The sequence below is a fragment of the Pseudoalteromonas sp. APAL1 genome, from assembly GCF_021532475.1.
Classification (GTDB): Bacteria; Pseudomonadota; Gammaproteobacteria; order Enterobacterales; family Alteromonadaceae; genus Pseudoalteromonas; species Pseudoalteromonas lipolytica_C.
This window is the reverse complement of record NZ_JAKGAW010000028.1, coordinates 15,276-39,213: the sequence shown is the minus strand read 5'-3', so window position 1 is coordinate 39,213 and position 23,938 is coordinate 15,276. Positions and strand designations below refer to the sequence as shown.

The 23,938-nt window shown below is 41.0% G+C and carries 27 protein-coding genes; 7 read left to right on the top strand and 20 right to left on the bottom strand.

What is annotated here, in order from left to right; translation table 11 throughout:
• Window positions 1–2 precede the first annotated feature (2 nt).
• Complete coding sequence (panP, locus tag L1264_RS14075; protein ID WP_135926061.1) at window positions 3–1,631, bottom strand: pyridoxal-dependent aspartate 1-decarboxylase PanP; 1,629 nt, start codon at window positions 1,629–1,631, stop codon at window positions 3–5.
• A 248-nt stretch (window positions 1,632–1,879) separates the two neighbouring features.
• On the opposite strand from panP, the gene L1264_RS14070 reads away from it, so the two are divergent.
• The gene (locus tag L1264_RS14070) at window positions 1,880–3,730 is read left to right on the top strand and encodes a bifunctional diguanylate cyclase/phosphodiesterase (RefSeq protein ID WP_199526323.1); all 1,851 of its coding nucleotides are present in this window, start codon (window positions 1,880–1,882) and stop codon (window positions 3,728–3,730) included.
• On the opposite strand, the gene trmB is transcribed toward L1264_RS14070, so the two are convergent.
• The 8 genes from trmB to folB all read right to left on the bottom strand — a co-directional run bounded on the left by trmB (window position 3,727) and on the right by folB (window position 9,882).
• Complete coding sequence (gene trmB, locus L1264_RS14065; RefSeq protein WP_138557239.1) at window positions 3,727–4,392, bottom strand: tRNA (guanine(46)-N(7))-methyltransferase TrmB; 666 nt, start codon at window positions 4,390–4,392, stop codon at window positions 3,727–3,729. The two genes, L1264_RS14070 and trmB, sit on opposite strands and share 4 nt — an antisense overlap.
• Window positions 4,392–5,159: an ABC transporter permease gene (locus L1264_RS14060; protein ID WP_199526324.1), complete on the bottom strand. Its 768-nt coding sequence runs from the start codon at window positions 5,157–5,159 to the stop codon at window positions 4,392–4,394. The genes trmB and L1264_RS14060 overlap by 1 nt, the downstream gene beginning before the upstream one ends.
• A complete protein-coding gene (locus tag L1264_RS14055) occupies window positions 5,159–6,088 on the bottom strand; it encodes an ABC transporter ATP-binding protein (protein WP_055021568.1) in 930 nt (309 codons plus the stop codon). Before L1264_RS14055 ends, L1264_RS14060 begins: the two co-directional genes overlap by 1 nt.
• On the bottom strand, window positions 6,085–6,708 hold the full coding sequence (locus L1264_RS14050) for a flavin prenyltransferase UbiX (protein ID WP_199526325.1): 624 nt from the start codon (window positions 6,706–6,708) through the stop codon (window positions 6,085–6,087). The genes L1264_RS14055 and L1264_RS14050 overlap by 4 nt, the downstream gene beginning before the upstream one ends.
• 22 nt (window positions 6,709–6,730) lie before the next feature.
• Window positions 6,731–8,074 (bottom strand): UDP-N-acetylmuramate:L-alanyl-gamma-D-glutamyl-meso-diaminopimelate ligase, encoded by a 1,344-nt coding sequence (gene mpl, locus L1264_RS14045; protein WP_138557238.1) that lies wholly within the window; start codon window positions 8,072–8,074, stop codon window positions 6,731–6,733.
• 161 nt (window positions 8,075–8,235) lie between these two features.
• A complete protein-coding gene (locus L1264_RS14040; RefSeq protein WP_063703109.1) occupies window positions 8,236–9,039 on the bottom strand; it encodes an undecaprenyl-diphosphate phosphatase in 804 nt (267 codons plus the stop codon).
• Window positions 9,036–9,524, bottom strand: coding sequence for a 2-amino-4-hydroxy-6-hydroxymethyldihydropteridine diphosphokinase (folK, locus tag L1264_RS14035; RefSeq protein ID WP_135926067.1), 489 nt, complete (start codon window positions 9,522–9,524; stop codon window positions 9,036–9,038). Before folK ends, L1264_RS14040 begins: the two co-directional genes overlap by 4 nt.
• A 1-nt stretch (window position 9,525) precedes the next feature.
• Entirely contained in the window at window positions 9,526–9,882 is a 357-nt protein-coding gene (gene folB / locus L1264_RS14030) for a dihydroneopterin aldolase (protein ID WP_199526326.1), read from the bottom strand.
• A gap of 227 nt (window positions 9,883–10,109) precedes the next feature.
• On the opposite strand from folB, the gene plsY reads away from it, so the two are divergent.
• On the top strand, window positions 10,110–10,718 hold the full coding sequence (gene plsY, locus L1264_RS14025) for a glycerol-3-phosphate 1-O-acyltransferase PlsY (protein ID WP_199526327.1): 609 nt from the start codon (window positions 10,110–10,112) through the stop codon (window positions 10,716–10,718).
• Window positions 10,719–10,720: 2 nt separating this feature from the next.
• Here plsY and tsaD read toward each other — a convergent pair whose 3' ends face one another.
• The 3 genes from tsaD to L1264_RS14010 form a co-directional block, all read right to left on the bottom strand.
• Window positions 10,721–11,734, bottom strand: coding sequence for a tRNA (adenosine(37)-N6)-threonylcarbamoyltransferase complex transferase subunit TsaD (tsaD, locus tag L1264_RS14020; protein WP_135926070.1), 1,014 nt, complete (start codon window positions 11,732–11,734; stop codon window positions 10,721–10,723).
• A gap of 61 nt (window positions 11,735–11,795) precedes the next feature.
• On the bottom strand, window positions 11,796–12,386 hold the full coding sequence (locus tag L1264_RS14015; protein ID WP_135926071.1) for a YjaG family protein: 591 nt from the start codon (window positions 12,384–12,386) through the stop codon (window positions 11,796–11,798).
• A complete protein-coding gene (locus L1264_RS14010) occupies window positions 12,370–12,735 on the bottom strand; it encodes a putative signal transducing protein (protein WP_135926072.1) in 366 nt (121 codons plus the stop codon). The genes L1264_RS14015 and L1264_RS14010 overlap by 17 nt, the downstream gene beginning before the upstream one ends.
• Window positions 12,736–12,814: 79 nt before the next feature.
• Here L1264_RS14010 and L1264_RS14005 point away from each other — a divergent pair, with 79 nt between their 5' ends.
• The 4 genes from L1264_RS14005 (at window position 12,815) to L1264_RS13990 (ending at window position 16,568) form a co-directional block, all read left to right on the top strand.
• The gene (locus tag L1264_RS14005) at window positions 12,815–13,222 is read left to right on the top strand and encodes a DUF2721 domain-containing protein (protein ID WP_135926073.1); all 408 of its coding nucleotides are present in this window, start codon (window positions 12,815–12,817) and stop codon (window positions 13,220–13,222) included.
• A 52-nt stretch (window positions 13,223–13,274) separates the two neighbouring features.
• On the top strand, window positions 13,275–14,801 hold the full coding sequence (locus L1264_RS14000; RefSeq protein ID WP_135926074.1) for a DUF3369 domain-containing protein: 1,527 nt from the start codon (window positions 13,275–13,277) through the stop codon (window positions 14,799–14,801).
• Between the two features lie 118 nt (window positions 14,802–14,919).
• Window positions 14,920–15,807, top strand: a complete 888-nt coding sequence (locus L1264_RS13995) for a LysR family transcriptional regulator (protein WP_199526328.1) — start codon at window positions 14,920–14,922, stop codon at window positions 15,805–15,807.
• 140 nt (window positions 15,808–15,947) lie between these two features.
• Window positions 15,948–16,568 (top strand): 2OG-Fe(II) oxygenase, encoded by a 621-nt coding sequence (locus L1264_RS13990; protein ID WP_135926076.1) that lies wholly within the window; start codon window positions 15,948–15,950, stop codon window positions 16,566–16,568.
• Here L1264_RS13990 and ubiA read toward each other — a convergent pair whose 3' ends face one another.
• Complete coding sequence (ubiA, locus tag L1264_RS13985; RefSeq protein ID WP_135926077.1) at window positions 16,569–17,447, bottom strand: 4-hydroxybenzoate octaprenyltransferase; 879 nt, start codon at window positions 17,445–17,447, stop codon at window positions 16,569–16,571.
• Window positions 17,444–17,989 carry a chorismate--pyruvate lyase family protein gene (locus tag L1264_RS13980; RefSeq protein WP_135926078.1) on the bottom strand — a complete coding sequence of 182 codons (546 nt, stop codon included), beginning with the start codon at window positions 17,987–17,989 and terminating at the stop codon, window positions 17,444–17,446. Before L1264_RS13980 ends, ubiA begins: the two co-directional genes overlap by 4 nt.
• Window positions 17,990–18,189: 200 nt before the next feature.
• On the opposite strand from L1264_RS13980, the gene L1264_RS13975 reads away from it, so the two are divergent.
• Complete coding sequence (locus tag L1264_RS13975) at window positions 18,190–18,561, top strand: flagellar basal body-associated protein FliL (RefSeq protein ID WP_235383316.1); 372 nt, start codon at window positions 18,190–18,192, stop codon at window positions 18,559–18,561.
• A 38-nt stretch (window positions 18,562–18,599) separates the two neighbouring features.
• On the opposite strand, the gene glpG is transcribed toward L1264_RS13975, so the two are convergent.
• The 6 genes from glpG to L1264_RS13945 form a co-directional block, all read right to left on the bottom strand.
• Window positions 18,600–19,415, bottom strand: coding sequence for a rhomboid family intramembrane serine protease GlpG (glpG, locus tag L1264_RS13970; RefSeq protein WP_199526329.1), 816 nt, complete (start codon window positions 19,413–19,415; stop codon window positions 18,600–18,602).
• Entirely contained in the window at window positions 19,412–19,729 is a 318-nt protein-coding gene (gene glpE, locus L1264_RS13965; protein ID WP_199526330.1) for a thiosulfate sulfurtransferase GlpE, read from the bottom strand. Before glpE ends, glpG begins: the two co-directional genes overlap by 4 nt.
• Window positions 19,730–19,793: 64 nt before the next feature.
• Window positions 19,794–20,819: an L-threonine 3-dehydrogenase gene (gene tdh, locus L1264_RS13960; protein WP_135926082.1), complete on the bottom strand. Its 1,026-nt coding sequence runs from the start codon at window positions 20,817–20,819 to the stop codon at window positions 19,794–19,796.
• A 55-nt stretch (window positions 20,820–20,874) separates the two neighbouring features.
• The gene (locus tag L1264_RS13955) at window positions 20,875–22,071 is read right to left on the bottom strand and encodes a glycine C-acetyltransferase (protein ID WP_135926083.1); all 1,197 of its coding nucleotides are present in this window, start codon (window positions 22,069–22,071) and stop codon (window positions 20,875–20,877) included.
• Window positions 22,072–22,220: 149 nt separating this feature from the next.
• Window positions 22,221–22,772 (bottom strand): D-glycero-beta-D-manno-heptose 1,7-bisphosphate 7-phosphatase, encoded by a 552-nt coding sequence (gmhB, locus tag L1264_RS13950; RefSeq protein WP_138557234.1) that lies wholly within the window; start codon window positions 22,770–22,772, stop codon window positions 22,221–22,223.
• Window positions 22,769–23,830, bottom strand: a complete 1,062-nt coding sequence (locus tag L1264_RS13945; RefSeq protein WP_199526331.1) for a glycosyltransferase family 9 protein — start codon at window positions 23,828–23,830, stop codon at window positions 22,769–22,771. Before L1264_RS13945 ends, gmhB begins: the two co-directional genes overlap by 4 nt.
• Between the last annotated feature and the right edge of the window lie 108 nt (window positions 23,831–23,938).

Here is a 23,938-nt window from a genome sequence, read left to right as displayed (position 1 = left end):
TTTTAATCCATGTACTTACTTAAGTACTTTTTAAATACCGGATCGGTTTTCGCCAGCTCTTTTTGCTCCGCCAAAATATCTTTAAGGATGGCTTTAGAAGTGAGCGGATTTGCTAATACAACTCGAAATACCACTGTTGGTTGATGGTCATATTTTGCAGGTGTCAAACGAGTACGCGATACAAAAGAACGACCGGCTTCACGCTGACGCTTTTGCATACTTGCAGTAAAGCGATTTAATGACGCATAGATGTCGAGCTTGGTCTCTTCGTCGGCGTCTTTTATTTTGGCCTGAATTTCTTTAGGCACATAGCGGTACGTTAATAAACAAAGCTCAGGCTCAGAAATAAGCTCAAAGTCTTCATCCTCTTTAATCATCTGCGCAAAGGTACGCGCCTTTACTATGCCGCGGTCAATCAACATTTCATAGCCTTTACGGCCAATAACACGTAAGCAAGCATGCACTAACATCGCCATACCTGGGCGACTTCCCTCAAGTGTATGACTACCTAAATCTTTCGAGCCTTTACGAAGAATATACTCGGCATGATGTTCAATCGCATCTGTAGCAGCAGGGTCTTTAAATAACACTAAGCCCGCCCCCATAGGCACATACATTTGCTTATGCGCATCGATAGTGATCGAATCAGCACGCTCTATACCGCTTAGTAGGTGGCGATAATTCGTTGATAGTAATGTGGCTCCACCCCATGCAGCATCGACATGAAAATGACAGCCTAGTTCAGCACTTAAATCAGCCATTTCATTGAGTGGGTCTATACTGCCGGTTTCTGTAGTGCCAGCAACCCCTACTAATGCCATCACTTTAATGCCTGACGCTTCGAGTTCATAAGCCTTCTTACGCATGGCATTAACGTCAACTTTATTATTCTTATCAGTTTCGATGGCAATAATGTTATCGCGACCAATACCTAATAAGTCGACCGTTTTCCCCAAAGAGTAATGACCCCGCTCAGAAACAAGCACAGCCAACCCTTTATAGCCGTAGTGCAACATACCGGCGATTAAACCTTGTGCTGCAATTCCCTTGTAATCACCATCGGCTTTTAATAGCCGATTGCGGGCAATCCATAATGCGGTGATATTGGCTACTGTGCCACCTGAACAAAACGCCCCAAGAGAGGTTTTAGCGCTATGCATCCACTTGCTGTAAAAAGCATCGTCTTCACTATAGGCTAGATGGTGCATCATGCCTAACACTTGTCTTTCAAGAGGTGTAAACGCTTTTGATGTTTCAATTTTAACTAGGTTCTGGTTCAAGCCCACCATCAGTTTTGATAATGGCAAAACGAAGTGCGGCAATGCCGAGGTCATATGACCAATGAAGCTTGGTGCAGCAGTATGAACAGAATGCGCAACTAACTGCTCCATAATGTCTTGTGCATAGTCAGAGACGAAAGTTGGCTCTTCAGGGATAGTGGCCGACTGAAAATCTTTTTCAATCTCGTGCAAGGGCTTCTCAATCGCCGCTATGTTCTCATTTAAGAACCCAGCAAGATTGCTTGAAATTTCTGATTCGATTTTACTCAAGGTTGAGTCAGGTGCTTCTGGCACCGTAAATATACGAATCAAGCTTTCTTTAGAGGCGACGGCACAACGCTTTTGATCCATCCTAATACCCATTCTAAGCAGCTAAAAATGAATTAGATGTTGAAACATCACCGTTTTCACTTTTGCGGCACTGTTGCTACGAAATTGGCTAACTTTACTGGAATATCACGAAAATGTCTCGTCTAAAGCAAAAAAGCCACGTCTTCGATGACAAAAAAGTGATCTAAAAATGACATTTGCGGTAATTTTATACTATCGATTAAGTCTTTTTTCAGTATAATCAAGTAATAACAGCTAAGGGAGCACTTATGCCCAAAGGAATGCAAAAAACCAGCTGGCTACTTTATGGCTTTGCCGCTTTTTTTGTTAGCTTATTTGGTTACATTTACTATACCTATGAAACCACTCGCAATGAAATAATCACGCATGTTGATAACAAATTATTTAATGCTGCTGTGAGTGTAAAACATATCTTAGGTGATGATTACCATGATCGAGTTAATGCTGGTTTAGCTATCTCTCCTGCTGTATACAAAGAAAAAAGTCGCGCACTCTCTGAGTATGCAAAACAAATGCAACTTGCCTATGTCTATGCCATGGTTAAGCGTGATGATACCGTCTACTTCAGTGCTTCAAGCTATACTCAAAAAGATCAAAATACAGGCAAAGTTACCGAGTTTTTTGACATCTACTCTGAAGCAACAGAATTAAATAAAGAAGCCTTTAATTCAACAGAACCTGTTTATGAAATTTCACAAGATCAATGGGGCTACTTTAAAAGCATTTTCGTAACCTTTGTCGATAACAACGGCCAGACCTACATCACCGGTGCAGACATAACACTTAGCGATTTTAATCAGCAATTGCAATACAGTGTTACTCGCGCAGCAATTACAGCCTGTTTCTTTTTCTTTATAGCAGTATTAATTGCAGGCCTCTATTTTTTACAACTCAAACGTTCACTATCAACAGATGCTCGCACAGGCTTTGCCAACCATGTAGCGCTAGAGTATTACTTAAAAAAGACAACCAAGTATCGCATGGAGCTCGCGGTTATCGTCATTAATGAATTAGACGATATCAGTAGTTTTTACGGTACCGAAGTCAGCGATAAAGTTATGGCAAGTTTACTTGGCTACTTCCAAGCACGTTTGCCGAATGACTGCTTTGCCTATCGCCTTGCCACGAATAAGATAGCTTTGTTGCAAACGCGCAGCTCTGACAAAGAATTAGAAGAAATAATTAACACCTTCAACAATGCGATCCCGGTGTTAAAAGAACCGTTCATTTACGTTAGCTTGTATGCAGGCATTGCATCTGGCAACAAGCTTATGCTTATCGAAAATGCCCACATAGCCTTACAGCAAGCAAAGTTTAATAATCAGCGAGTTGTTCGCTATGAAAATGTTTTTAAACAAGTCGAAGAGCGCTTTAGAAATAATGTAACGCTTGCCAAAGAGGTGAAAGAAGCATTTGATAACAATCGCATTGTGCCTTACTTTCAAGCTATTTATGATACCAACACTGAGCAGATTGAGCACTACCAATGTCTAGCGAGATTAGCCAGTGCCCAAGGCCGTATTCATAGTCCTGACTACTTTATGACGGTGCTCAAACGCTCACGTATGGATGGGCTGTTAAGACGTACTATGTTTACCCGTTGTGTTGAGCATTTTAGAAAAACCAACCTAAGCTGGAGCATTAACATAACCGCGCAAGATATTCTTGATCCAAGCTTAAGTGAGTTTTTCGAACAGCAACTAAGACGCTACCCACAGCCTCATAACATTATTTTTCAATTTCATGAAAGCGATGCTATTGCTTATTTTAGTGAGGTAAAAACCTTTATTAGCCTTTTAAAAAATAAGGGAGCGCAGGTGTTTATTAATGAGTTTGGCTCAGGCTTTTCAAACTTACCGCATATTCTAAAATTAGAGATCGATGGTTTAAAACTCGATAAAAACCTTGTGAATCAAATTCATAGTAATAATGATAACTTTTTGTTTATTGAGAATTTAGTAAAGTACGCTAATCAGCTAAACCTGCAAGTTATCGCTGAGCAAGTCGATAACGAACAAATTGCTGACGCGCTGTCTCGTGCGGGGATTAATTTAATGCAGGGGAGCCACTTTTCATCGCCAGCTCCCTACATTCATTAAAGGTTGATCACTAAACGGTGGCTTTGCTGACCGCTAGCCCAGTATTTACGTTCAAATGGCGTGATTGCTATATCGCTCTCATATAATTGAACATCACAAGGATGTCCTGCAAGCTCGAGCGAGCGGGCAAATTCCTTCACGTAAATATCCCAATTGCTTCTGAGCTCTAAACGACCGCCTAATTTAATGATAAACGGAAAAATAGCAGCGCCATGCCAGCGCCTTTGCAAGTGCTTTGCTTTCGGCCATGGATTTGGGTATAGCAAATAATGATGCGTCGGTTGCCAATTAGCAGCTACCGCTAAACGCCAAAAGTCGTTTAAGTCTGCTTGCACTAAAATATACTGGCCCGCATCGGTTTGCTTGTACTCTATCTCATGCTTCTCTAAGCGATGAGATGACTTATCTATACCAATCACCAACGCATCAGGGTGACGCTTAGCTAAGTTAGCCGTACTTTCACCTACACCACAACACGAATCAAGGATTATAGGCCCGTTAAACGCTTGAACCTTTTCATTTACCTCATCAAAAGCCGCTTGCGTGTGCTGTGCAATCGGCTTTTTAAAATCCGCACTTAAGTGCTTTAAAACTATTTCGTCTAACTTTTCATGTAAGCCAGGCTGATTCGATACAATACTTCTCGAATTTGCATCAGTCATTAGTGTCTAAGCCCCACACCACGTTTAATAAGCGTTAACGCTAAAGTAAATAAACCCACAATAAATAAACCAAGTACCCCAAAAGCTACCGATAAATCGACATCAGACACGCCTAAGAAACCATATCTAAATGCATTGACCATATAGATGATTGGATTCACTTGCGATACACCTTGCCAAAACTCAGGTAACAAGCTGATTGAGTAAAACACTCCGCCTAGATAAGTCAGTGGAGTAAGAATGAAGGTCGGGATAATACTAATATCATCAAAGCTATTAGCATAAATTGCATTGATAAGTCCGCCTAACGCAAACACAGCCGACGTTAAAATAACCGTCGCCATGATCACAAAAATATTATGAATTTGGATATCAACAAACAGCAATGATACACAGGTAACGATTAAGCCAACTAGCATACCGCGGGTCATACCACCGCCCATGTAGCCAAGTACGATAATGTAATTTGGCACTGGTGCAACTAATAGCTCTTCAATACTCTTTTGGAACTTGGTCGAATAAAAGCTTGAAGCTACATTCGAGTAAGAGTTAGTGATCACCGACATCATAATCAGACCCGGTACAATAAACTCCATGTAAGTAAAGCCACCCATATCACCGATACGCGAACCAATCAGGTTACCAAAAATAACAAAATAAAGGCTCATCGTGATTGCTGGCGGAACTAAGGTTTGCACCCAAATACGTAAAAAGCGAATACACTCTTTGATCCAAATACTTTTTAGCGCTACTCCATATTTAAACATTATTCGCCTCGCCCTTGTTCTAATAAGCCTACAAAAAGTTCTTCTAAACGATTTGCTTTATTTCGCATACTCAGCACGGTGTTACCTTGTTCGGTCAACGCGCTAAATACTTGGTTTAAGCCCTGAGACTTCGCCACTTCAACTTCTAAAGTGTGGTCATCAGTTAGTGTATATTGGTAACCTTCAATGCTAATTGGCTGCACTGGCTGCTTTAAATCAAGTACAAAGGTCTCTTTATCGAGCTTGGCTAGTAGCGCTTTGATAGTGGTGTTTTCAACAATCACGCCACTGTCGATAATCGCGATGTTTTTACATAACAGCTCAGCTTCTTCTAGGTAATGAGTAGTCAAGATGATGGTCACACCTTGCTTATTTATCTCGCGAAGAAAATCCCACATCGAGCGGCGTAGCTCAATATCAACACCGGCTGTTGGCTCATCTAAAATAAGTAATTTAGGTTCATGCATCAGTGCACGAGCAATCATTAAACGGCGTTTCATACCACCTGACAGCGTACGCGCTTGCTTATCTTTTTTCTCAAATAAACCCAGTTGCTTTAGATACTTTTCAGCACGCTCATGCGCCAGCTTTCTTGGTACACCATAATAGCCCGCTTGGTTAACCAAAATTTGGTTCAGTGTTTCAAATTGGCTAAAATTAAACTCTTGCGGCACTAAACCTAGTTCAGACTTAGCGGCTTCCAAATCTGTATCAATGTCATGCCCAAACACCTGGACACGGCCAGCGCTTTTGTTCACTAACGATGAGATAACCCCAATGGTAGTTGATTTACCGGCACCGTTCGGACCAAGTAAAGCAAAGAAATCGCCCTGTTGAACTTGTAAGTCGATGCCCTTTACGGCTTCAACACCATTTTTATAAACCTTTTTTAGGCCTTCAATATTTAATGCGATCGTTTTTTCGCTCACTGTTTGCCCTCTCCATAACCCCAACGCTTGGTCAGAGTATGTTCAATGTTTAAATGATCTAAAATTCGCGCCACCATAAAATCAACCAAGTCTGAAATCTGCTCTGGCTGATGATAAAAACCCGGTGCCGCAGGCATAATCGTTACGCCTAGCCTTGCTAGTTTCAGCATGTTTTCAAGATGAATTTCGCTAAATGGCGTTTCACGCGGGACTAAAATCAACTGCCCTCGTTCTTTTATAACCACGTCAGCGGCGCGTTCAAGTAAGTTATCTGACGCACCTACCGCAATTGCAGACACTGAACCTGCACTACACGGACAAACCACCATTTTTTTCGGTGCAGCAGAGCCCGACGCAACAGGACTAAACCAGTTGTCTTTACCAAACACCTTTAGTTGTTCAGGCGCAGCATTAAAAAGCGTGCTTAACTGTTCTGTCGCTTTATCTTCGTTACCCGATAGCTTGATATTTGATTCTGTATCAAAAACCACTCGAGCAGCACTTGAGACGAGTACATACACCTGAAACTGCTGCTGAAGTAACACTTCTAATAACCGTAAACCGTATGGCGCACCAGAGGCACCGCTAAAAGCTAAGGTTATTTTATCTTTAAATTGCATATTTTGACGCTCCATATACCGATTAGTTGTGTTCAAGAGCGGTAATTAAGCGCTGATGAATCCCCTCAAAGCCACCATTACTCATAATTAAAACATGCTGCTTAGGCGCTTTACCTGCAACCACGTGTTTAATAATTTCTTCAGTGCTAGAGCTACAATGCATACCTGCCGCAGCGGCGTATTCTTTGAGTGACCAGCTTAAATTGTCTGGTTCAAATAAATACACTTCATCGGCAGCTTCAAGTGAGTCAATCAAGGTTTGCTGATGCACGCCCATTTTCATGGTATTTGAACGAGGCTCTAAAATGGCAATAATCTTCTCATCGCCCACTTTTGCACGAAGCCCTGCCAAAGTTGTTTTAATTGCCGTTGGGTGATGGGCAAAATCGTCATACACCTTAATCGAGTTAATATCGGCTTTAAGCTCCATACGGCGCTTAGGAGAAATGAACTCAGCCAAGCCCGCAATACTGACTGGTACGGCAATCCCTACATGGCGCGCTGCTGCAATAGCCATGATAGCATTTTTCACATTATGCTCGCCCATCGCTTGCCAACTAACAACGCCTTGAACTTCTCCCTCAAGTAGCACTTCAAATTCGCTACCATCCGCTTTCAATAAACGGTAATCCCAATCACCTGCCAGCGTTTCGCTTTCACTCCAAAGACCACGCTCAATCACATCTTGTAAGGCTTCATCTTGGCTTGGCCAAATAACCTTACCGCTACAGGGTAATGTACGCATCAAGTGATGAAATTGTTTCTTTATTGCGTTTAAATCTTCAAAAATATCAGCGTGATCAAATTCAAGGTTATTAAGAATTAAGGTACGTGGTAAGTAATGAACAAATTTACTGCGTTTATCAAAAAATGCCGTGTCGTACTCATCGGCTTCGATAACAAAAAATGGCGTTTCACCAACCCGTGCTGACACGCCAAAATTTTGCACAATGCCACCAATTAAAAAGCCAGGCTTCATTCCTGCATACTCTAATAACCATGCCAGCATGCTCGCTGTTGTTGTTTTGCCGTGTGTTCCTGCGACAGCTAACACCCACGAATTTTGCAACAGATTATGCTTTAACCATTCAGGACCTGAAGTATAAGGTAAGCCTTTATCAAGCACATATTCAACACAAGGGTTGCCCCGGCTCATAGCGTTACCAATTACTACCATATCTGGCGCAGGCTCTAGTTGAGCAACGTCATAACCTTGGGTGAGCGTAATACCTAGCTCTTCTAATTGCGTGCTCATCGGTGGGTACACATTTTGATCAGAGCCTGTCACTGTATGACCTAACGATTTAGCGATTGCGGCAATACCACCCATAAAGGTGCCACAAATTCCAAGAATATGAATATGCATCTACTGTCCTGAGCAAAATGAATGAGAGATAAACTAAGGCGTTATAATGCCAAATATAAGCTTTACTTACCATGACTAGCGGTCAATAGAGTATTGCCAAATAGCCATCATAAAAAACACCTCAAATTTGAGGTGTTTTTCGAATTAAGTTGAATGGTTATTTACAGCATTAAGAATGCAAACAAACCAACACCAAGTAACAAGCGGTAGATAACAAATGGCATCATACCCATGCGCTCAATAACTTTTAAGAAAAAGAAAATACACGCATAAGCTGATACAAATGATAAGCCTGCGCCGAGTAAAATCGCATGCCAATCAATCGCCTCGCCCGCTGTTGCAAGCTGATACACATAATAGGAACCCGCTGCTGCAATGACCGGAATTGACATTAAAAATGAAAAACGCGCAGCACTTTGCTTGTTAAGGCCCAGCATTAAACCTACGGTGATGGTAATACCTGAACGCGATGTCCCAGGGAATACCATAGCCAGCACTTGTGAAAAGCCTAACAATAGCGCACTGAAAAAATTGATTTGGTAAATGTTCTTAACTTGCTTTGCTTTTACATCGGCATACCAAAGTAACAAACCAAACACGATGGTAGAGGTGGCAATAACCCACGCATTTCGCGAGTAACTTTCAACGAAATCTTTAAACAAATAACCAATTAATAATGCAGGAATGGTTGCGACAATAATCCACCAGCCTAAGCGGCTGTCATCGGTGGCACCTTGAGAGCCAAACGATTTAAACCACGCGCCTAGAATGTCTACCACTTCTTTACGGAAATACAATACCACGGCACCTAAAGTACCGACATGAACGGCCACATCAAATGCTAAACCTTGATCGTGCCAACCTAAAACTTGCGAAGGTAAAATTAAATGTGCTGAGCTCGAAATAGGTAAAAACTCAGTCAATCCTTGAATTAAGGCTAAAACAATTATCTCAATAATACTCATGGGTAAGAAAACTCCACCTTCCATAGTTTTTGTTGCGGATTATTATAATTATCCCATAGCTCTGCTAGCGTGCATTTTGCTACAGGGTGAAAAAAATCAGGGGCTATTTCAGCTAAAGGCTGAAGAACAAATGCATTTTTGGTAATTTCATCGCGAGGTAGCTGTGCAGGCGAATCACAAATTACGTCATCATAAAATAAAAGATCTAGGTCAAGCGTTCGTGGACTAAACTTTTTGTCATCACGGGTACGGCCATTTTCAAGCTCAATTTCTTTCAATAACTTACACAGTTCAGGTAGTGGCATATCGGTTTGCGCCCCTAATACTGAGTTATAAAAGTTACTGCCTGCAAAACCGACCGCCTCACTCTCAAAAACTGATGAGTGAATAAAATCAGGAAAATGTACTTTTAGAGCATCAAGCGCCTGGCGAATATAATGCTCTTTATTAACGTTAGAGCCTAAACTAATAAAAATTTGCGCCATGTTAATATGCCTTGCGACGGGTGATTTCGACTCCCACCGTTTTGGCTTGTGGCACTGCTGCAGGTTTACTCACGCGAATAGTCACTTGCTCAGTTGCAAACTCAGTTAAGATAATGGCCGCTATTTGTTCAACTAAGGTTTCAAGCAGCTCTACTGGTTTTGCTGTTGTATGAGCGATAACCCGCTCGCTGACTTTTGCATAATCAAGTGCAAGGTTAATATCATCAGTTGCAGCTGCCGCAGAAATATCACATAGCATTTCAATATCAAAATACAGGCTTTGTTTACTTTCTTTTTCAAAATCATACACACCGATAATGGTGTCTACATGCAATTGTGATATATATACCTTGTCCATTGATACTCCAAGTGACATAAATATTAAAACACCTCTCATACTAAACGCTTATTGATTTGAATAATCCGCGCTATAAGTTGTCATACTGTTTTAATATATAAAAATTACCCCTACAATAACGGGTAGATGCGATGCATTATTGCTCACATGTTCTACTCAAAAATAGTGGCAGATGGTTTTGCCGCCAATGATAGCCCAAAAGTGCAGATTTAAAAATAAGGAAGCGCGTGTTAACAGCCCTAATGTTAGTTTTAGCCTATTTACTGGGATCGGTCTCATCCGCAATCCTTGTCTCTCGGCTGTTTAAACTACCGGACCCACGCAGTCACGGATCGAACAACCCAGGTGCAACGAATGTCTACCGCTTAGGTGGAAAAGTCCCTGCTGTACTTGTTCTTGTCTTTGATATTTTAAAAGGAACCATTCCGGTTTGGGGTGCTTACTTCTTAAAAATAGAGCCACTTATGCTCGGCTTGATTGGTGTAGCAGCCTGTTTAGGCCATATGTACCCGCTGTTTTTCAGTTTTAAAGGTGGTAAGGCTGTCGCGACCGCTTTTGGCACGTTATTACCCATTGGTTTATCGTTAGGTGGGATGTTAATTGCAACTTGGATCTTAATTATTGCTATCACGCGCTACTCATCTCTTGCAGCACTAGTCACGGTTTCGTTAGCACCTCTTTATACTTGGTGGATAAAACCTTTGTATACGTTGCCTGTAACCTTTTTAACCGTGTTGATAATTTTCCGTCATAGAGCAAATATCACTCGTTTACTCGCCGGTGAAGAGCCAAAAGTAGGGGCTAAGAAAAAAGCCCCTGAACATGAAGAAGGTTGATGTTAAATAGCCTCTAACGAGTCTATTGGCCAGCGCGGCTTTGTTTTCATATCAAGGCTAGCAAACTGCCCTGCTTTTAAGCGCTGCATACCAGCGTAAGCGATCATCGCACCGTTATCTGTACAAAACTCCGTGCGCGGGTAGTACACACGCCCTTTCATACCTTGCATTACTCGCTCAAGTTGCGCACGCAATTGCACGTTTGCACTCACGCCCCCAGCAATCACTAAGCGCTTGATACCGGTTTGCTTTAATGCACGTTTACACTTGATAATTAAGGTATCAATAACCGCTGTTTGGAATGCATGAGCAATATCCGCTTTAGTTTGTTCATCATCATCGCTATCACGAATAGCGAGTGACGCAGCTGTTTTTAAACCACTGAAACTAAAATCTAAGCCGGGTTTGTCAGTCATCGGACGCGGGAATACAAAGCGCTCAGGTGTACCTTGCTCAGCAAGTTTTGCCAAACGCGGGCCTCCTGGGTAATCAAGCCCAAGTAATTTCGCCGTTTTATCGAATGCCTCACCTGCGGCGTCATCAACTGACTCACCTAATACTTCGTATTCACCAATACCAGATACTTTAACCATCATGGTGTGGCCGCCAGATACTAATAACGCGATAAACGGAAATTCAGGTTTGTCTTCTTCAAGCATTGGCGCAAGTAAATGACCTTCCATATGATGAACCGCTACCGCTGGTATATTCCAACCATAGGCTAAAGAACGACCAATAGAAGTACCCACAAGGAGTGCGCCAACCAATCCAGGGCCCGCAGTATAAGCAATGCCATCTAAATCTTCTGGGCCACAGCCCGCTTGTGCAAAGGCGGCATCAATTAAAGGTAAGGTTTTACGCACGTGGTCACGTGACGCAAGTTCAGGTACGACACCGCCGTAGTCAGCATGCACTTTTACTTGGCTATACAGTTGATGTGCTAATAAGCCTTGTTCATCATCGTAAATGGCAATACCTGTTTCATCACATGATGATTCAATACCTAAAATTCGCATCAATTACTCCGCCAAGAAAAATAAACGCGTATTTTACAGTGAAAATACGCATTACTGAATATTAAATTGCAATACCAATGTTGGTTTGACCGTCTGATACCGCAAGCTGTTTGAGTTCTTTTACGTTTTCAGAGCTAATTCGGCCCATTTGCTCTACAAAATCAATTAACTCAGCCAGTACTTCAATTTCATATTGCATTAATGGGTGTTCACGAACTGCTTTATTGTCAGCTACTTCACCATCAACGGTAAGTTGATATTCAATGTAACGTGCCACCGATGCCTGTGAAATTTTACTAATGTTCAAAAACTCTTGGTCATCTTTTGCCATTAAGCCGTGTAACATGCCCAGTAAAGCTGTTGCTGTATCAATAGCAGGGTAAGTGCCAAACATATCAAAATCAGTTAGTTCAGGCACATTAGGCTCTATTTTTTCGATTTGTTTTTCGAGGCTAATTTTACTTTTTGGCAGTAAAATCTTCTCCCAACAAACATTCAAAGCACTACGAAAAACCGCAGCATCACCAAACCCTGTGGCTTCACAGAATAAACTGTAATTAGGCAGCATGCGTTCTAACAAAGCACCACCTAATACTGCTTTTTGTAAATAGTTTAATTCTCTAATGCGTTGAAAATTATTCGCTTTCGTCATTTTTAACAGTCCCGCAAGACCAACAAAGTTCAAATGTTGATCCGTTAAGCTCTTGACACTTTGGGCACACCCAATCAGGAGCCGATTGTTTTACTTGCTGATAGTTTAACAATATTTCTTGCGCCTGGCGCTCTTTTAATGCGTAAACAAGCATATCAACTCCCGTCTGTTCAAAGGGTATCTCTCCCAATGCCCCTTGTAAGAGCTCACCTTGTAACTGACACTCAATACCTTTACTGTTTAACAGCCCTTTAATAATATTCGCTTCAAGACTGTTTTCAGCCTGAAATACTCGTACCCATTTGAACGGTTCTGAGCTAGCGGTTTGATTTAATTTCTTATTTTGCAAATTACTTCTCTTTTACTTTTCTAAATATAAAACCTAAACTACAAAAGCTTTGCCGCAATGCTTATTTCAAGGTAACTACATGACATTAACGACACCAGGACTACTATTTCCTGCGATTTCTTTACTTTTACTCGCTTACACCAATCGTTTTTTGGTGCTCGCCCAACTTATTCGTGAACTGAATGCGCGCGAAGGGGAAAGTATTCGCCCTCTTGTTGTCGCACAAATTACCAACTTAAGAAAGCGCATTAAGTTAATAAGAGTGATGCAAGTATACGGCGTTGCCTCATTTTTAATGTGCACCTTATCAATGTTCGCTTTATTTATAGAATTTAATACCACAGGCATCATCTTATTTGGGATTAGCCTAGCTTGCTTAGCGATGTCACTTTTAACCTCTTTGTATGAGATCCACATTTCATGCGATGCCATCGAAATCGAATTAAAAAATATCGAAAAAAAACCAGTAGCTGATAAGGCAGAGTAAATTTCTGCCTCTATACTTATTGTTACGAGATGCAACAATAAGTGGTGTGTTTGTGGAAGATTTTTTATTTTCTGATGAGCAGCTAGAAGAAAATAACGTTCCTATTGATGAATCAGAATGTTGGCATATTCTTGTTGTTGACGATGAAGAAGATATTCACCAAGTTACGAAATTAGTGCTAGCTGGCTTCACTTTCGAAAATAAAGGTCTGCGCTTTTATGACGCCTATTCAGCAGCCGAAGCAAAAGAGTTATTAAAGCAAAATATTCCTTTTTCAGTCGCGCTTGTCGATGTTGTCATGGAAACAAACCATGCAGGACTTGAGCTTATCCAATACATTCGCGATGAAATAGAAAACCATGATATTCGCTTAATTCTGCGTACAGGTCAGCCTGGAGAGGCACCTGAAGAGTCGATTATCCGTGATTATGATATAAACGATTACAAGAATAAAACCGAACTAACGGCTATAAAAATTAAGACGCTTCTTTATTCTGCACTCAGAGGGCATCGAGATATACAAATTATTGATCGCCATAAAAGTGGCCTAGAGCAAATTATTAATGCGTCTGCGAATTTCTTAAAATGCGATAGTGTTAACGAATTTGCATCCACTATTTTGAGTCACGTCACGAATGTAATGGGGATTAATGACGCACAAATCTATTGCGCTGCAGCAGTTAATTTTCAGTCCTCGCCGGCGAAAGATTTTCAACTATTAGCCGCGTCGGGAGTTGGACCAACGCCGAATCAAAATACTATTCCAGATGAGGTGAAAAGTTTATTTATTGACGCCCATGAGCGTAAATCATCATTAAAAACGAGCACCGACTATATTGGTTACTTTCCGACAAAAGCAGGCCTTGAGACCATGTTATATGTTCATAAAGGAAGTAAACTGCAAACAACCGATCATCAACTATTAGAGTTTTACGCGAACAATATTGCCCTAGCCTACGACAACCTTAAGCTTAGAGAAATGGTTAAAGAATCACAAAAAGAGTTGTCTTACATTTTAGGTGAAGCCGTTGAAAAACGCTCTAAAGAAACAGGCTCGCATGTTAAGCGCGTTGCTTTATATAGTGAATTACTTGCAAAACTATCACAACTCAGTCCATTTCAATGTGAAATTATCAAGCTCGCTTCACCACTACATGACATTGGTAAAATTAGTATTCCTGATAGCATCTTAAATAAGCCAGGTAAATTAACTGATGAAGAATGGAAAATAATGCAAACTCATGCAGAAGTGGGTTACGAAATTTTAAAAAATTCAAGTAACGAAATTCTGACTTGCGGCGCTTTGATTTCATATCAGCATCACGAAAAATGGGATGGTTCAGGTTATCCGCAAGGTTTAATTGGCAATGAAATCAACATTGTTGGTCGCATAACCGCCCTTGCCGATGTGTTTGATGCGCTATGTAGCGACCGTTGCTACAAGCTTGCTTGGCCCTTAGATGAAGCACTGTCATTGATAAAAGAGCAACGTTCGAAACATTTTGATCCAAATCTTGTTGACTTGTTACTTGAAAATTTACCACTTTTCCTTGAGATTAAAGATCGTTACCCTGACTAGATGTAACTTTTCTGTAAAACGAACTTCCCAAAACAGGTACTATAATTTACTATGCCACTGTAGATTATAATTATATTGCCTGGATGTAGGGCTTACTTATAACAAGGGACTATATAAAGTGAGATTTGAACAACTTGAACAGTTTGTAGCATTAGGCGTATTAAGGCATTTTCGCCAAGCTGCTGAAAAAACACAAATAAGCACTTCAGCGTTAACCCGGAGTATTCAAACTCTTGAAGACGAAATTGGTTATGAGCTGGTAACTCGCTCAACCCGCTCCGTTAAGTTAACCAAAGAAGGTGAAATTTTCTTAGAATATGCGCAACAAACCCTCGACAATCTAGAAGAAACAAAACAACATCTTTTCGAATCACTAAATGGCTGCGCAAGCGAAAAGCTTGTTATTGGTTACACTAATAAAGCCAGTGCTGTCGTTCCTGTATCTTGCGGGCAATTTTTAGCGCAGTATCCACATGTAAAAATCGAGATGCAACTACAAGAGCAAAGCGAGCTAATGCGTAAGCTACAGCTTGGTGAAATTGATATTAGTGTTTGTTCGCAAGCAATGAATAGTATAGGAAGCGATATCCATTTACCTGACCAACTGATTTTATTTGTTGCTAAAGATCATCCATTAGCGAATAAGAGTGATATCAGCAAACGCGATTTTGCCGACTACCCTATGTACAGCTGCTTTTCACAATCGAAACAAATACAACAGATGCTAAACGACGCCATTGATTCATTCGATAAGTCAGCCAGTGTTAAAGTAGGTAGTATTGAACAAGTTATGGAAGGACTAAAACGATCGAACCATATTGCAATAGCTAGCATTGAACACGCGAACAATGTTGCTTCTGATCCGGCCTTGCAGCTTTTAAAAACCAACAAAGGTGTTGCTCAAGAGCAGCTTGTTATACAAACAAACCAAAAAATTAACGACAACTCTCATGTAAGTCACTTACTTGATCTTATTGAAAAAATGGCCTTAGCAAGCCAACATTAGTCGTCTCTTATATCTGCTAGCCTGAATTAAACAGGCTAGCTTCTCCCGTCTTTTACTAATCACTTATTTATTGCATAAAAAGCGTGCATCGCATTATTTTTCAGATACACTTACGCACCTTTTTTTTATTGTGTATATAAATGAACGCTCAGCTGATTTCTGACACTTATTTAGATGCAATTGAACAAGCTGGTTATGCTATTGTTGAAAATGCGATTGATGAAACATTAATCAATGATTTAATCGCCGACTGCTATCGTATAAATCCGCATTTTCACACAGCGGGTATTGGTCGTTTAAACGACCAACAAATTGATAAAAATGTCCGTAAAGATAAGACCTTTTGGTTTGATAGTTCAAGCCAAGCACAAATTACTTATCTGGCAACCATGGAAGCAATAAAAACGCAGTTAAATCGTAGTTTTTATTTAGGGTTATTTGACTACGAATGCCATTATGCAAAGTATCAACAAGGTGACTTTTATAAAAAGCACTATGATGCCTTCAAAGGCCGTTCGAACCGTATTTTCACAACAGTTTGTTACTTAAATACGCCAGAATCTGGCGGTGAGTTGGTGATTTACAAGCCGAAAAGTAAAGATATCGAGATTGTCGTAAAACCTCAAGCTGGCATGCTGGTAATGTTTGAAAGCGAACGCTTTATGCATGAGGTATTACCCGCAAATGATGTTCGCTACTCTATTGCGGGTTGGTTCAGAAAAAATGCCTCGATAAGCGGTATTATCGACCCTCCTAGATAATTAAAATGGCAGTGGCAAGGATGCTGCTAAACCGATAAAAATCACTAACCCCACATAGTGATTATTCAAAAATGCTTTGAAGCAAGGATCTCGCTCTCGTTTATGAATAAGCATTTGTTGATAAAGTAAAAACCCAACCGCTGCCACTAACCCCAACCAATAAGGCAAACCAAGATGGTTACTCATGCCGATGAAAACAAGAATCGCGATAAATAAGGCATTGAGTAAAAAGATGATGTGTCTGTCATAGCTGGCAAACAAGATTGCCGTTGACTTAACCCCTATTTTTAAATCGTCATCTCTATCAACCATGGCATACATGGTGTCATAAGCCACAGTCCAAACAAGATTAGCGGTAAATAGTAGCCAGGCTTCTAATGGTACTGAACCAATTGATGCCATATAGGCCATCGGAATTGCCCAACTAAATGCAGCACCAAGCACTACTTGCGGTAATTGGGTATAACGCTTCATAAATGGGTAACAAAACGCCAGTGCTAAAGCACCAAATGAAAGCAAAATAGTTGACCAGCTAAGTAACATAACCAATCCGAACGCCACTGCAATAAGTAACACAAACAAACTCATTGCCTCTGCACTAGAAACCAGTCCTGCAGCCAGAGGGCGCTGAGCAGTTCGCTTTACTGAACCATCGATTTTACGATCGGCAAAGTCATTGATCACACAACCTGCACTTCGCATCACAAAGACACCTAAGCTAAACACTACAAAATTTAACAAACTAGGCGTGCCTTGATTAGCAAGCCATAAAGCCCAATATGTTGGCCACAACAGCAACAAAGTACCGATTGGCTTATCCGTTCGCATCAGTTGTTTGTAATAAGGAATGTTTGCGCGATGTAATGCAGCTAATTTCATAAGTAGATATATGCCTCAGGTAAGAACACTTCAGCCACAAGAAAGTGAGCATTTGATAATGCGAACACGCTGCGTCGGCCCCACAATGAATTTGACGGTAAGCCAAGGTGAGCTGTTAACGCTTGAATAGCATGCTGCTGAGAAAATTCAGCCACCTCGATTTCTGTTCGCTGCAAGCTGGGGTCTTGAAAAATAACATCGCCAAGCGGCCTCGTCCCCATATTTAACAACTGCTGTTTCTTTAAAGTATCGTCTGCTGGTAACCAGCTTTGTGCATAAACCATAGGTTTACCATCGCACAATAATAGCACCTCGCGGTTTAATGCCTGACTTAAAGAGGTATTTAGTAGCGCTTGTTGCTCGGCAGTTAAATCAAAAGGCGCTTCGTTTAGTACCTCAACTGAAAAAGCCTGACAGTGACTTTTGAGCTTAGCTGTTAATGAACCGGCTTCAAGCAGCCAACCTTGCTGTTGTTGCGTCAAATCTGGAAATGCTGAAGCAGGCTGCCAATTTGCAGCTAATGAAACTGGGAATGTGATCACAACGACTCATTATTTTTAAAAACCGTGCAAATGATATCACTGCTGCACGTTTGGCAAAAGTCATGATTTAATCTCAAGCACGGTTAAAAATCACAGAACAGCCTGTATCTCAAGCGAATTTGGGTATAGACTAAAACCATTGAAAGGGTGGAATATTTTTAATTATGAAAACATCAGTGTTATCAATTTACTTAGTCAGTATGCTACTAATTGGCGCAATGACCAGTCTGTCTGCACAGGCTGAGTCAAAAGTTGGCTACTTTGGTTTTGAGCCTGATATCATCACCAACTACATAGGCCAAGGTAATAAGAAGCTAGGCTACGTGCGCATTACCGTTGACCTTATGCTAAATGATACAGCCGATATCAGCGTTGTTGAACATCACACCCCTCTACTGCGTGATGCGATTGTTGAAATACTCTCAAAAGAGCCTGAAGAAAACATTAAATCGCTTACTGGTCGAGAAGAAATCAGAAAACGCTGTACTGCAAAATTAAAGTCACTACTTAAACAAGAAACTGGCCAAGAAATTGTCAGAGAAGTGTTATTTACTAAGTATTTGTACCATTAATAGTTTGTTTAATAAAAAAGGCGGTTTAACCGCCTTTTTTATTTACGTGTAAGCAGCTTATCAGACACCGCATATGCCATACCAGCCAGCAAACCTGCTAAGTGAGCCCAATTCGCCATACTCACTGGCAACATATCTACAAAGCCTAGAATAAGCCAAACCAACATAAAACCAACAATACTATTGCTGACTAAAGGTGGTTCGTTAGGGCGCATTGCACTATAAATCCAGCAAAACCCAAGCAAACCATACACAACGCCGCTTAAGCCACCAAAGTTAGGCCCGACAAGTAAAAACTGCGCCCAATTACTAATAAACGCCGTAACTAAAAATAACCCTACTAAGGTTAATTTACCGCTGCGCTTTTCAATATCGTTACCCAGCGTCATCCACCAGATCAAATTAAAAATAAGATGGATAGAGCTAAAATGCACAATGGCAGGAGTAAGCCAAGTAAGTGGCTTGGCAGGGTTAAATTGGAGCATGCCATAAATAGTTTCAAAGCCGCCCATCAGAAAAGCAACAAAGATGACTATAGATACTAAGGTTACGGTACGATTAAGCCAACTTAAAGCCTTAAATCGCGCTTTTAAATCAAGTGATTGGCCTTGATATGACAACGGCGATTGTGTACTTCCTACCTGCCATGAAGCTTGTAAGTATTTTTCATCGTTGGGATTTTCAGCAAACTCTTGCCATAAAGGTTGAGCTTGATGAAAATGCTCTGGAGCAACACAAATAATCACAGTTTGTCCATCTTGCGAGCGCAGCTCACCCTGTAATCCTTTACTTTTAATGTAGTCAATAAAGCCTTGTGCGGCCCGCGGATTATTTATGCTGCCCAGTTCAATCATCGTTCTATATGCTCCGGAAGTTGCGTTTGCCACGCAGTAAAGCCACCATCCATGCTGTAAACATCTTCAAAGCCTTGTTCAACTAAATAGCTCGCAGCACCTTGAGAACTAACGCCATGATAACAAACGATGATGATTGGCTGATCAAACTCTTTGTTCATCATAAACTCGCTGATATTTGCATTTGATAAATGCTCAGCGCCTGGAATATGCCCGCTTTGAAATGAATTCGGATCGCGAATATCGGCAATCACGACATCGTCTTTATCTAACAGCGAAAAGGTTTCGCTAACTGAAATATGTTTATACGACATAATACTCTCTAAACTAAAAAGGCGGCCTAAAGCCGCCTTAATTTTGAGGCTTTTAGACCTTCATTTAATCCCAATTCAGGATAACTTTACCAGACTGGCCTGAAATCATTGTATCAAAGCCTTTTTGGAAGTCATCTACCGAGAATTGATGTGTGATAATTGGGTTAAGATCAAGACCAGACTGAATTAGACTCGCCATCTTATACCAAGTTTCAAACATTTCGCGACCATAAATACCTTTAATGATAAGGCCTTTAAAAATAACTTGGTTCCAATCCACCGCCATATCTGAAGGCGGAATACCTAGCATAGCGATTTTTCCGCCGTGGTTCATGTTATTTAGCATGCTATTAAATGCAACGGGTACGCCTGACATTTCAAGACCAATATCAAAGCCTTCTGTCATGCCAAGCTCTTTCATTACATCTTCAAGCTTTTCATTTGCTACATTTACTGCACGAGTCGCACCCATTTTACGTGCTAAATCTAGGCGGTATTCGTTTACGTCTGTGATAACTACATGACGCGCACCAACATGTTTAGCAACCGCAGCTGCCATGATACCAATTGGGCCTGCACCTGTAATTAATACATCTTCACCCACTAAATCAAACGACAATGCGGTGTGAACTGCATTACCAAATGGGTCAAAAATTGAGGCTAATTCATCTGAGATATTATCTGGAATTTTAAATGCATTAAAAGCAGGGATCACAAGGTATTCTGCAAATGCGCCTTCACGATTAACACCAACACCAGTTGTATTGCGACATAAATGCACACGACCAGCACGGCAGTTGCGGCAATGACCACAAGTAATATGGCCTTCGCCAGAGACACGGTCACCTACTTGGAAACCACGTACTTCCTGACCCATATCAATTACTTCACCAACATACTCGTGGCCAACAACCATAGGAGTTGGAATTGTATTTTGTGCCCACTCATCCCATTTATAAATATGGACATCTGTTCCACAAATTGCTGTTTTGCGGATTTTAATAAGCAGATCGTTATGGCCAACTTCAGGCTTTGGCGCATCAGTCATCCAGATCCCTGGTTCTGCTTTTAATTTAGATAATGCTTTCATGATTTACACTCAATTAAACAAAACCGAAGCAAAAGCTTCGGTTTAGGAAATAAAATTAGATAACACCCATTTCTTTACCAATACGGGTAAAAGCAGCAATAGCGGTATCTAATTGCTCTTTTGTATGCGCCGCAGAGATCTGCGTACGGATACGTGCTTGGCCTTTAGGTACAACAGGGAATGAGAAACCTGTTACATAAATACCTTCGGCAAGTAATTTGTCTGCCATCATAGAAGCGACTTTTGCATCGCCTAACATAACTGGGATAATTGCATGGTCTTTACCTGCACAGGTAAATCCTGCCGCTTCCATTTGTTCACGGAAATATTTTGCGTTATCCCAAAGCTTAGCGCGTAATTCGCCGCCATTGCTCAGCATTTCAAGTACTTTAATCGATGCAGTAACAATTGATGGCGCAAGTGAGTTTGAGAAAAGATAAGGACGAGAACGCTGACGTAACCACTCTACAATTTCTTTTTTACCAGATGTGTAACCGCCTGATGCGCCACCAAGTGCTTTACCAAGTGTACCTGTGATGATATCAACACGGTCTAGAACACCACAGTACTCCGGCGTACCTTTACCATTTTCACCGACAAAACCAACAGCGTGAGAGTCATCAACCATAACTAAGGCATCGTACTTGTCAGCAAGGTCACAAACCGCTTTAAGGTTACAAATCACACCGTCCATTGAGAAAACGCCGTCAGTTGCGATTAGTTTTGTTTTAGCACCCGCTTCATCAGCAGCAATAAGTTGCTTTTCAAGGTCGCTCATGTCGTTATTAGCGTAACGGAAGCGTTTTGCTTTACAAAGGCGAACACCATCAATAATTGAGGCGTGGTTTAGCGCATCAGAGATAATTGCATCATCTGGGCCGAGAATTGTTTCGAATAAACCAGCGTTTGCATCAAAACAAGATGAGTAAAGAATCGTATCTTCGGTTTCTAAAAACTCAGAAATCTTTTGCTCTAATGTTTTATGAATATCTTGAGTACCACAAATAAAACGCACCGATGCAACACCAAAACCATGGTCATCTAAACCTTGTTGCGCGGCTTTGATCAGCTCAGGGCTATTGGCTAAACCTAAATAGTTGTTCGCACAAAAATTGATTACCTTATCACCTGAGGCAACTTCAATTTGAGCTTGCTGCTGCGATGTAATAACACGTTCACTTTTGTATAAACCTTCAGCTTTTACTTCGTCGATTTGCTGTTGCAGCTGATTAAAAAACGCAGATGCTCTCATCTGTAATCTCCAAATATTCTTGTATCTAACCAGAAATGATTAGCATGACTGTAAAATTTGCGCCTATTGTAAAAGCTTAGACGAACAATTGCACTGTTTGCAGTTCGTCGCAAACCTTGAGGCTAAGGAAATAAAACTGGTCTTACCTGCTAAGACTGTAAAATTAAAGCAGGTAAATCAGCTAAAGACTCACATACGTAATCAGCATGTTGTTCTGTTGATTCAGCATAACTTTGCCCTGAACGAACCAGCACACGGGTCGCGATTTGCGCTCTTTCTGCTGCAATTAAGTCGCCCAGCTTATCGCCGACCATAATACTTTGTGAGGGAGTAATACTATGCTCTTCAATGGCTTGTAACAGCATGCCTGGAGCAGGCTTACGACAATGACAATCCTGTAAATAGGCAGGCTCTGCTTTAGTCGGATGATGCGGGCAAAAGTACACATCAAGAATTGGCACGTCATGACGCATAAACTCAGCTTTCATCCAGTCTGTAAGGTTTAAAAAGTCTTGTTCTGAATAGTAGCCACGCCCAATACCTGACTGATTAGTCACAATGACAATTTCATAACCTGCATCAATAAACTTTTTGCACGCATCAAACACACCGGGTAAAAACTCAAACTCATCCGGTTTATATACATAACCGTGATCAGCATTAACCACACCATCGCGGTCTAAAAACAGTACTTTACTCATGACAATTGCTCTTTATCTACAACACGGTTAAACATAGCTATAACCTCATCAATGCTTATTTGCGTCATTAAATCAGCTCCTTTAACGCGTGTTCCCCAAGGTAGCTCTTGAGCTGTTTTGCCTGTTTGTTCACGTAAGTTTTGGTGGTACACCTCAACCACGTAATCTAGATACAAGTATGGACCTGTACGTTTCGGGTTTGAATGGGCATACAAACCTATTACAGGTGTACCAACAGTTACAGCCATGTGTGCAGGTCCCGTATCAGGAGCTAAAACTAAAGAAGCGCGCTTTAATACACACAACAACTCTTTAAGCTTAGTTTTACCTACTAAGTTAAGCACAGGCGCATTCGTTTGCGAAATTATTTGTTCAGACAACTCTATTTCTAAAGGTGTTGGTCCTCCTGTGATAACCACCGAAAAACCTTGCTGATACGCATGCTCTGCAAGTGCCGCATAACGCTCGGGCAACCAATTACGCTCTTTTTTACTTGCCGCAGGTGAGATAACAAAAATACGCCCAGCTATACGTTCTTCACCCAATAAGGCATCAGCAGCTTGTTGATGTTCATCTGTGATTGGCATTTGCCAGTGAGGCGCATAGTCAGGTACACCAATCGCTTGAGCAAAGCCCTTAAAGCCCTCAAGGACATGTGCCTCAGATTGCGGGGCAATACGCTTATTAATGAATAAACTATGTAACTCTTTTGAACGAGCCCAATCAAACCCTACTTTGACTTTTGCCGGAATACAACGAGCTGCTAAATTTGCTCTTAGTGCTACTTGCATGTGTAAGAGCACATCAAATTTACGACCTTTGAAAGTATCTTTTAGTTGCTGATAGGCCTGTTTACCCTGTTTTTTATCAAATACAACAAATTCAACGCCAGGTAAATCAGCCAACAACATAGCCTCAACTTTACCTATCACCCAGGTAATTTTTGCCTTCGGATGTGCCTTTTGAATTGCTTGCACTGCGGATACGGCGTGACATACATCACCAATAGCCGAAAGCCTTAAAATACAAATATCTGAATAGGAGGTTGATTGAGTCACGTGCGCCCTTAGCTACAGCAAATAATATGCGATCTTAAATTAACTTGATGCTAATGCAAGCACTTATGCGAAAAGCTAAAAATACGGTAAGATAGCACTAATTCTATT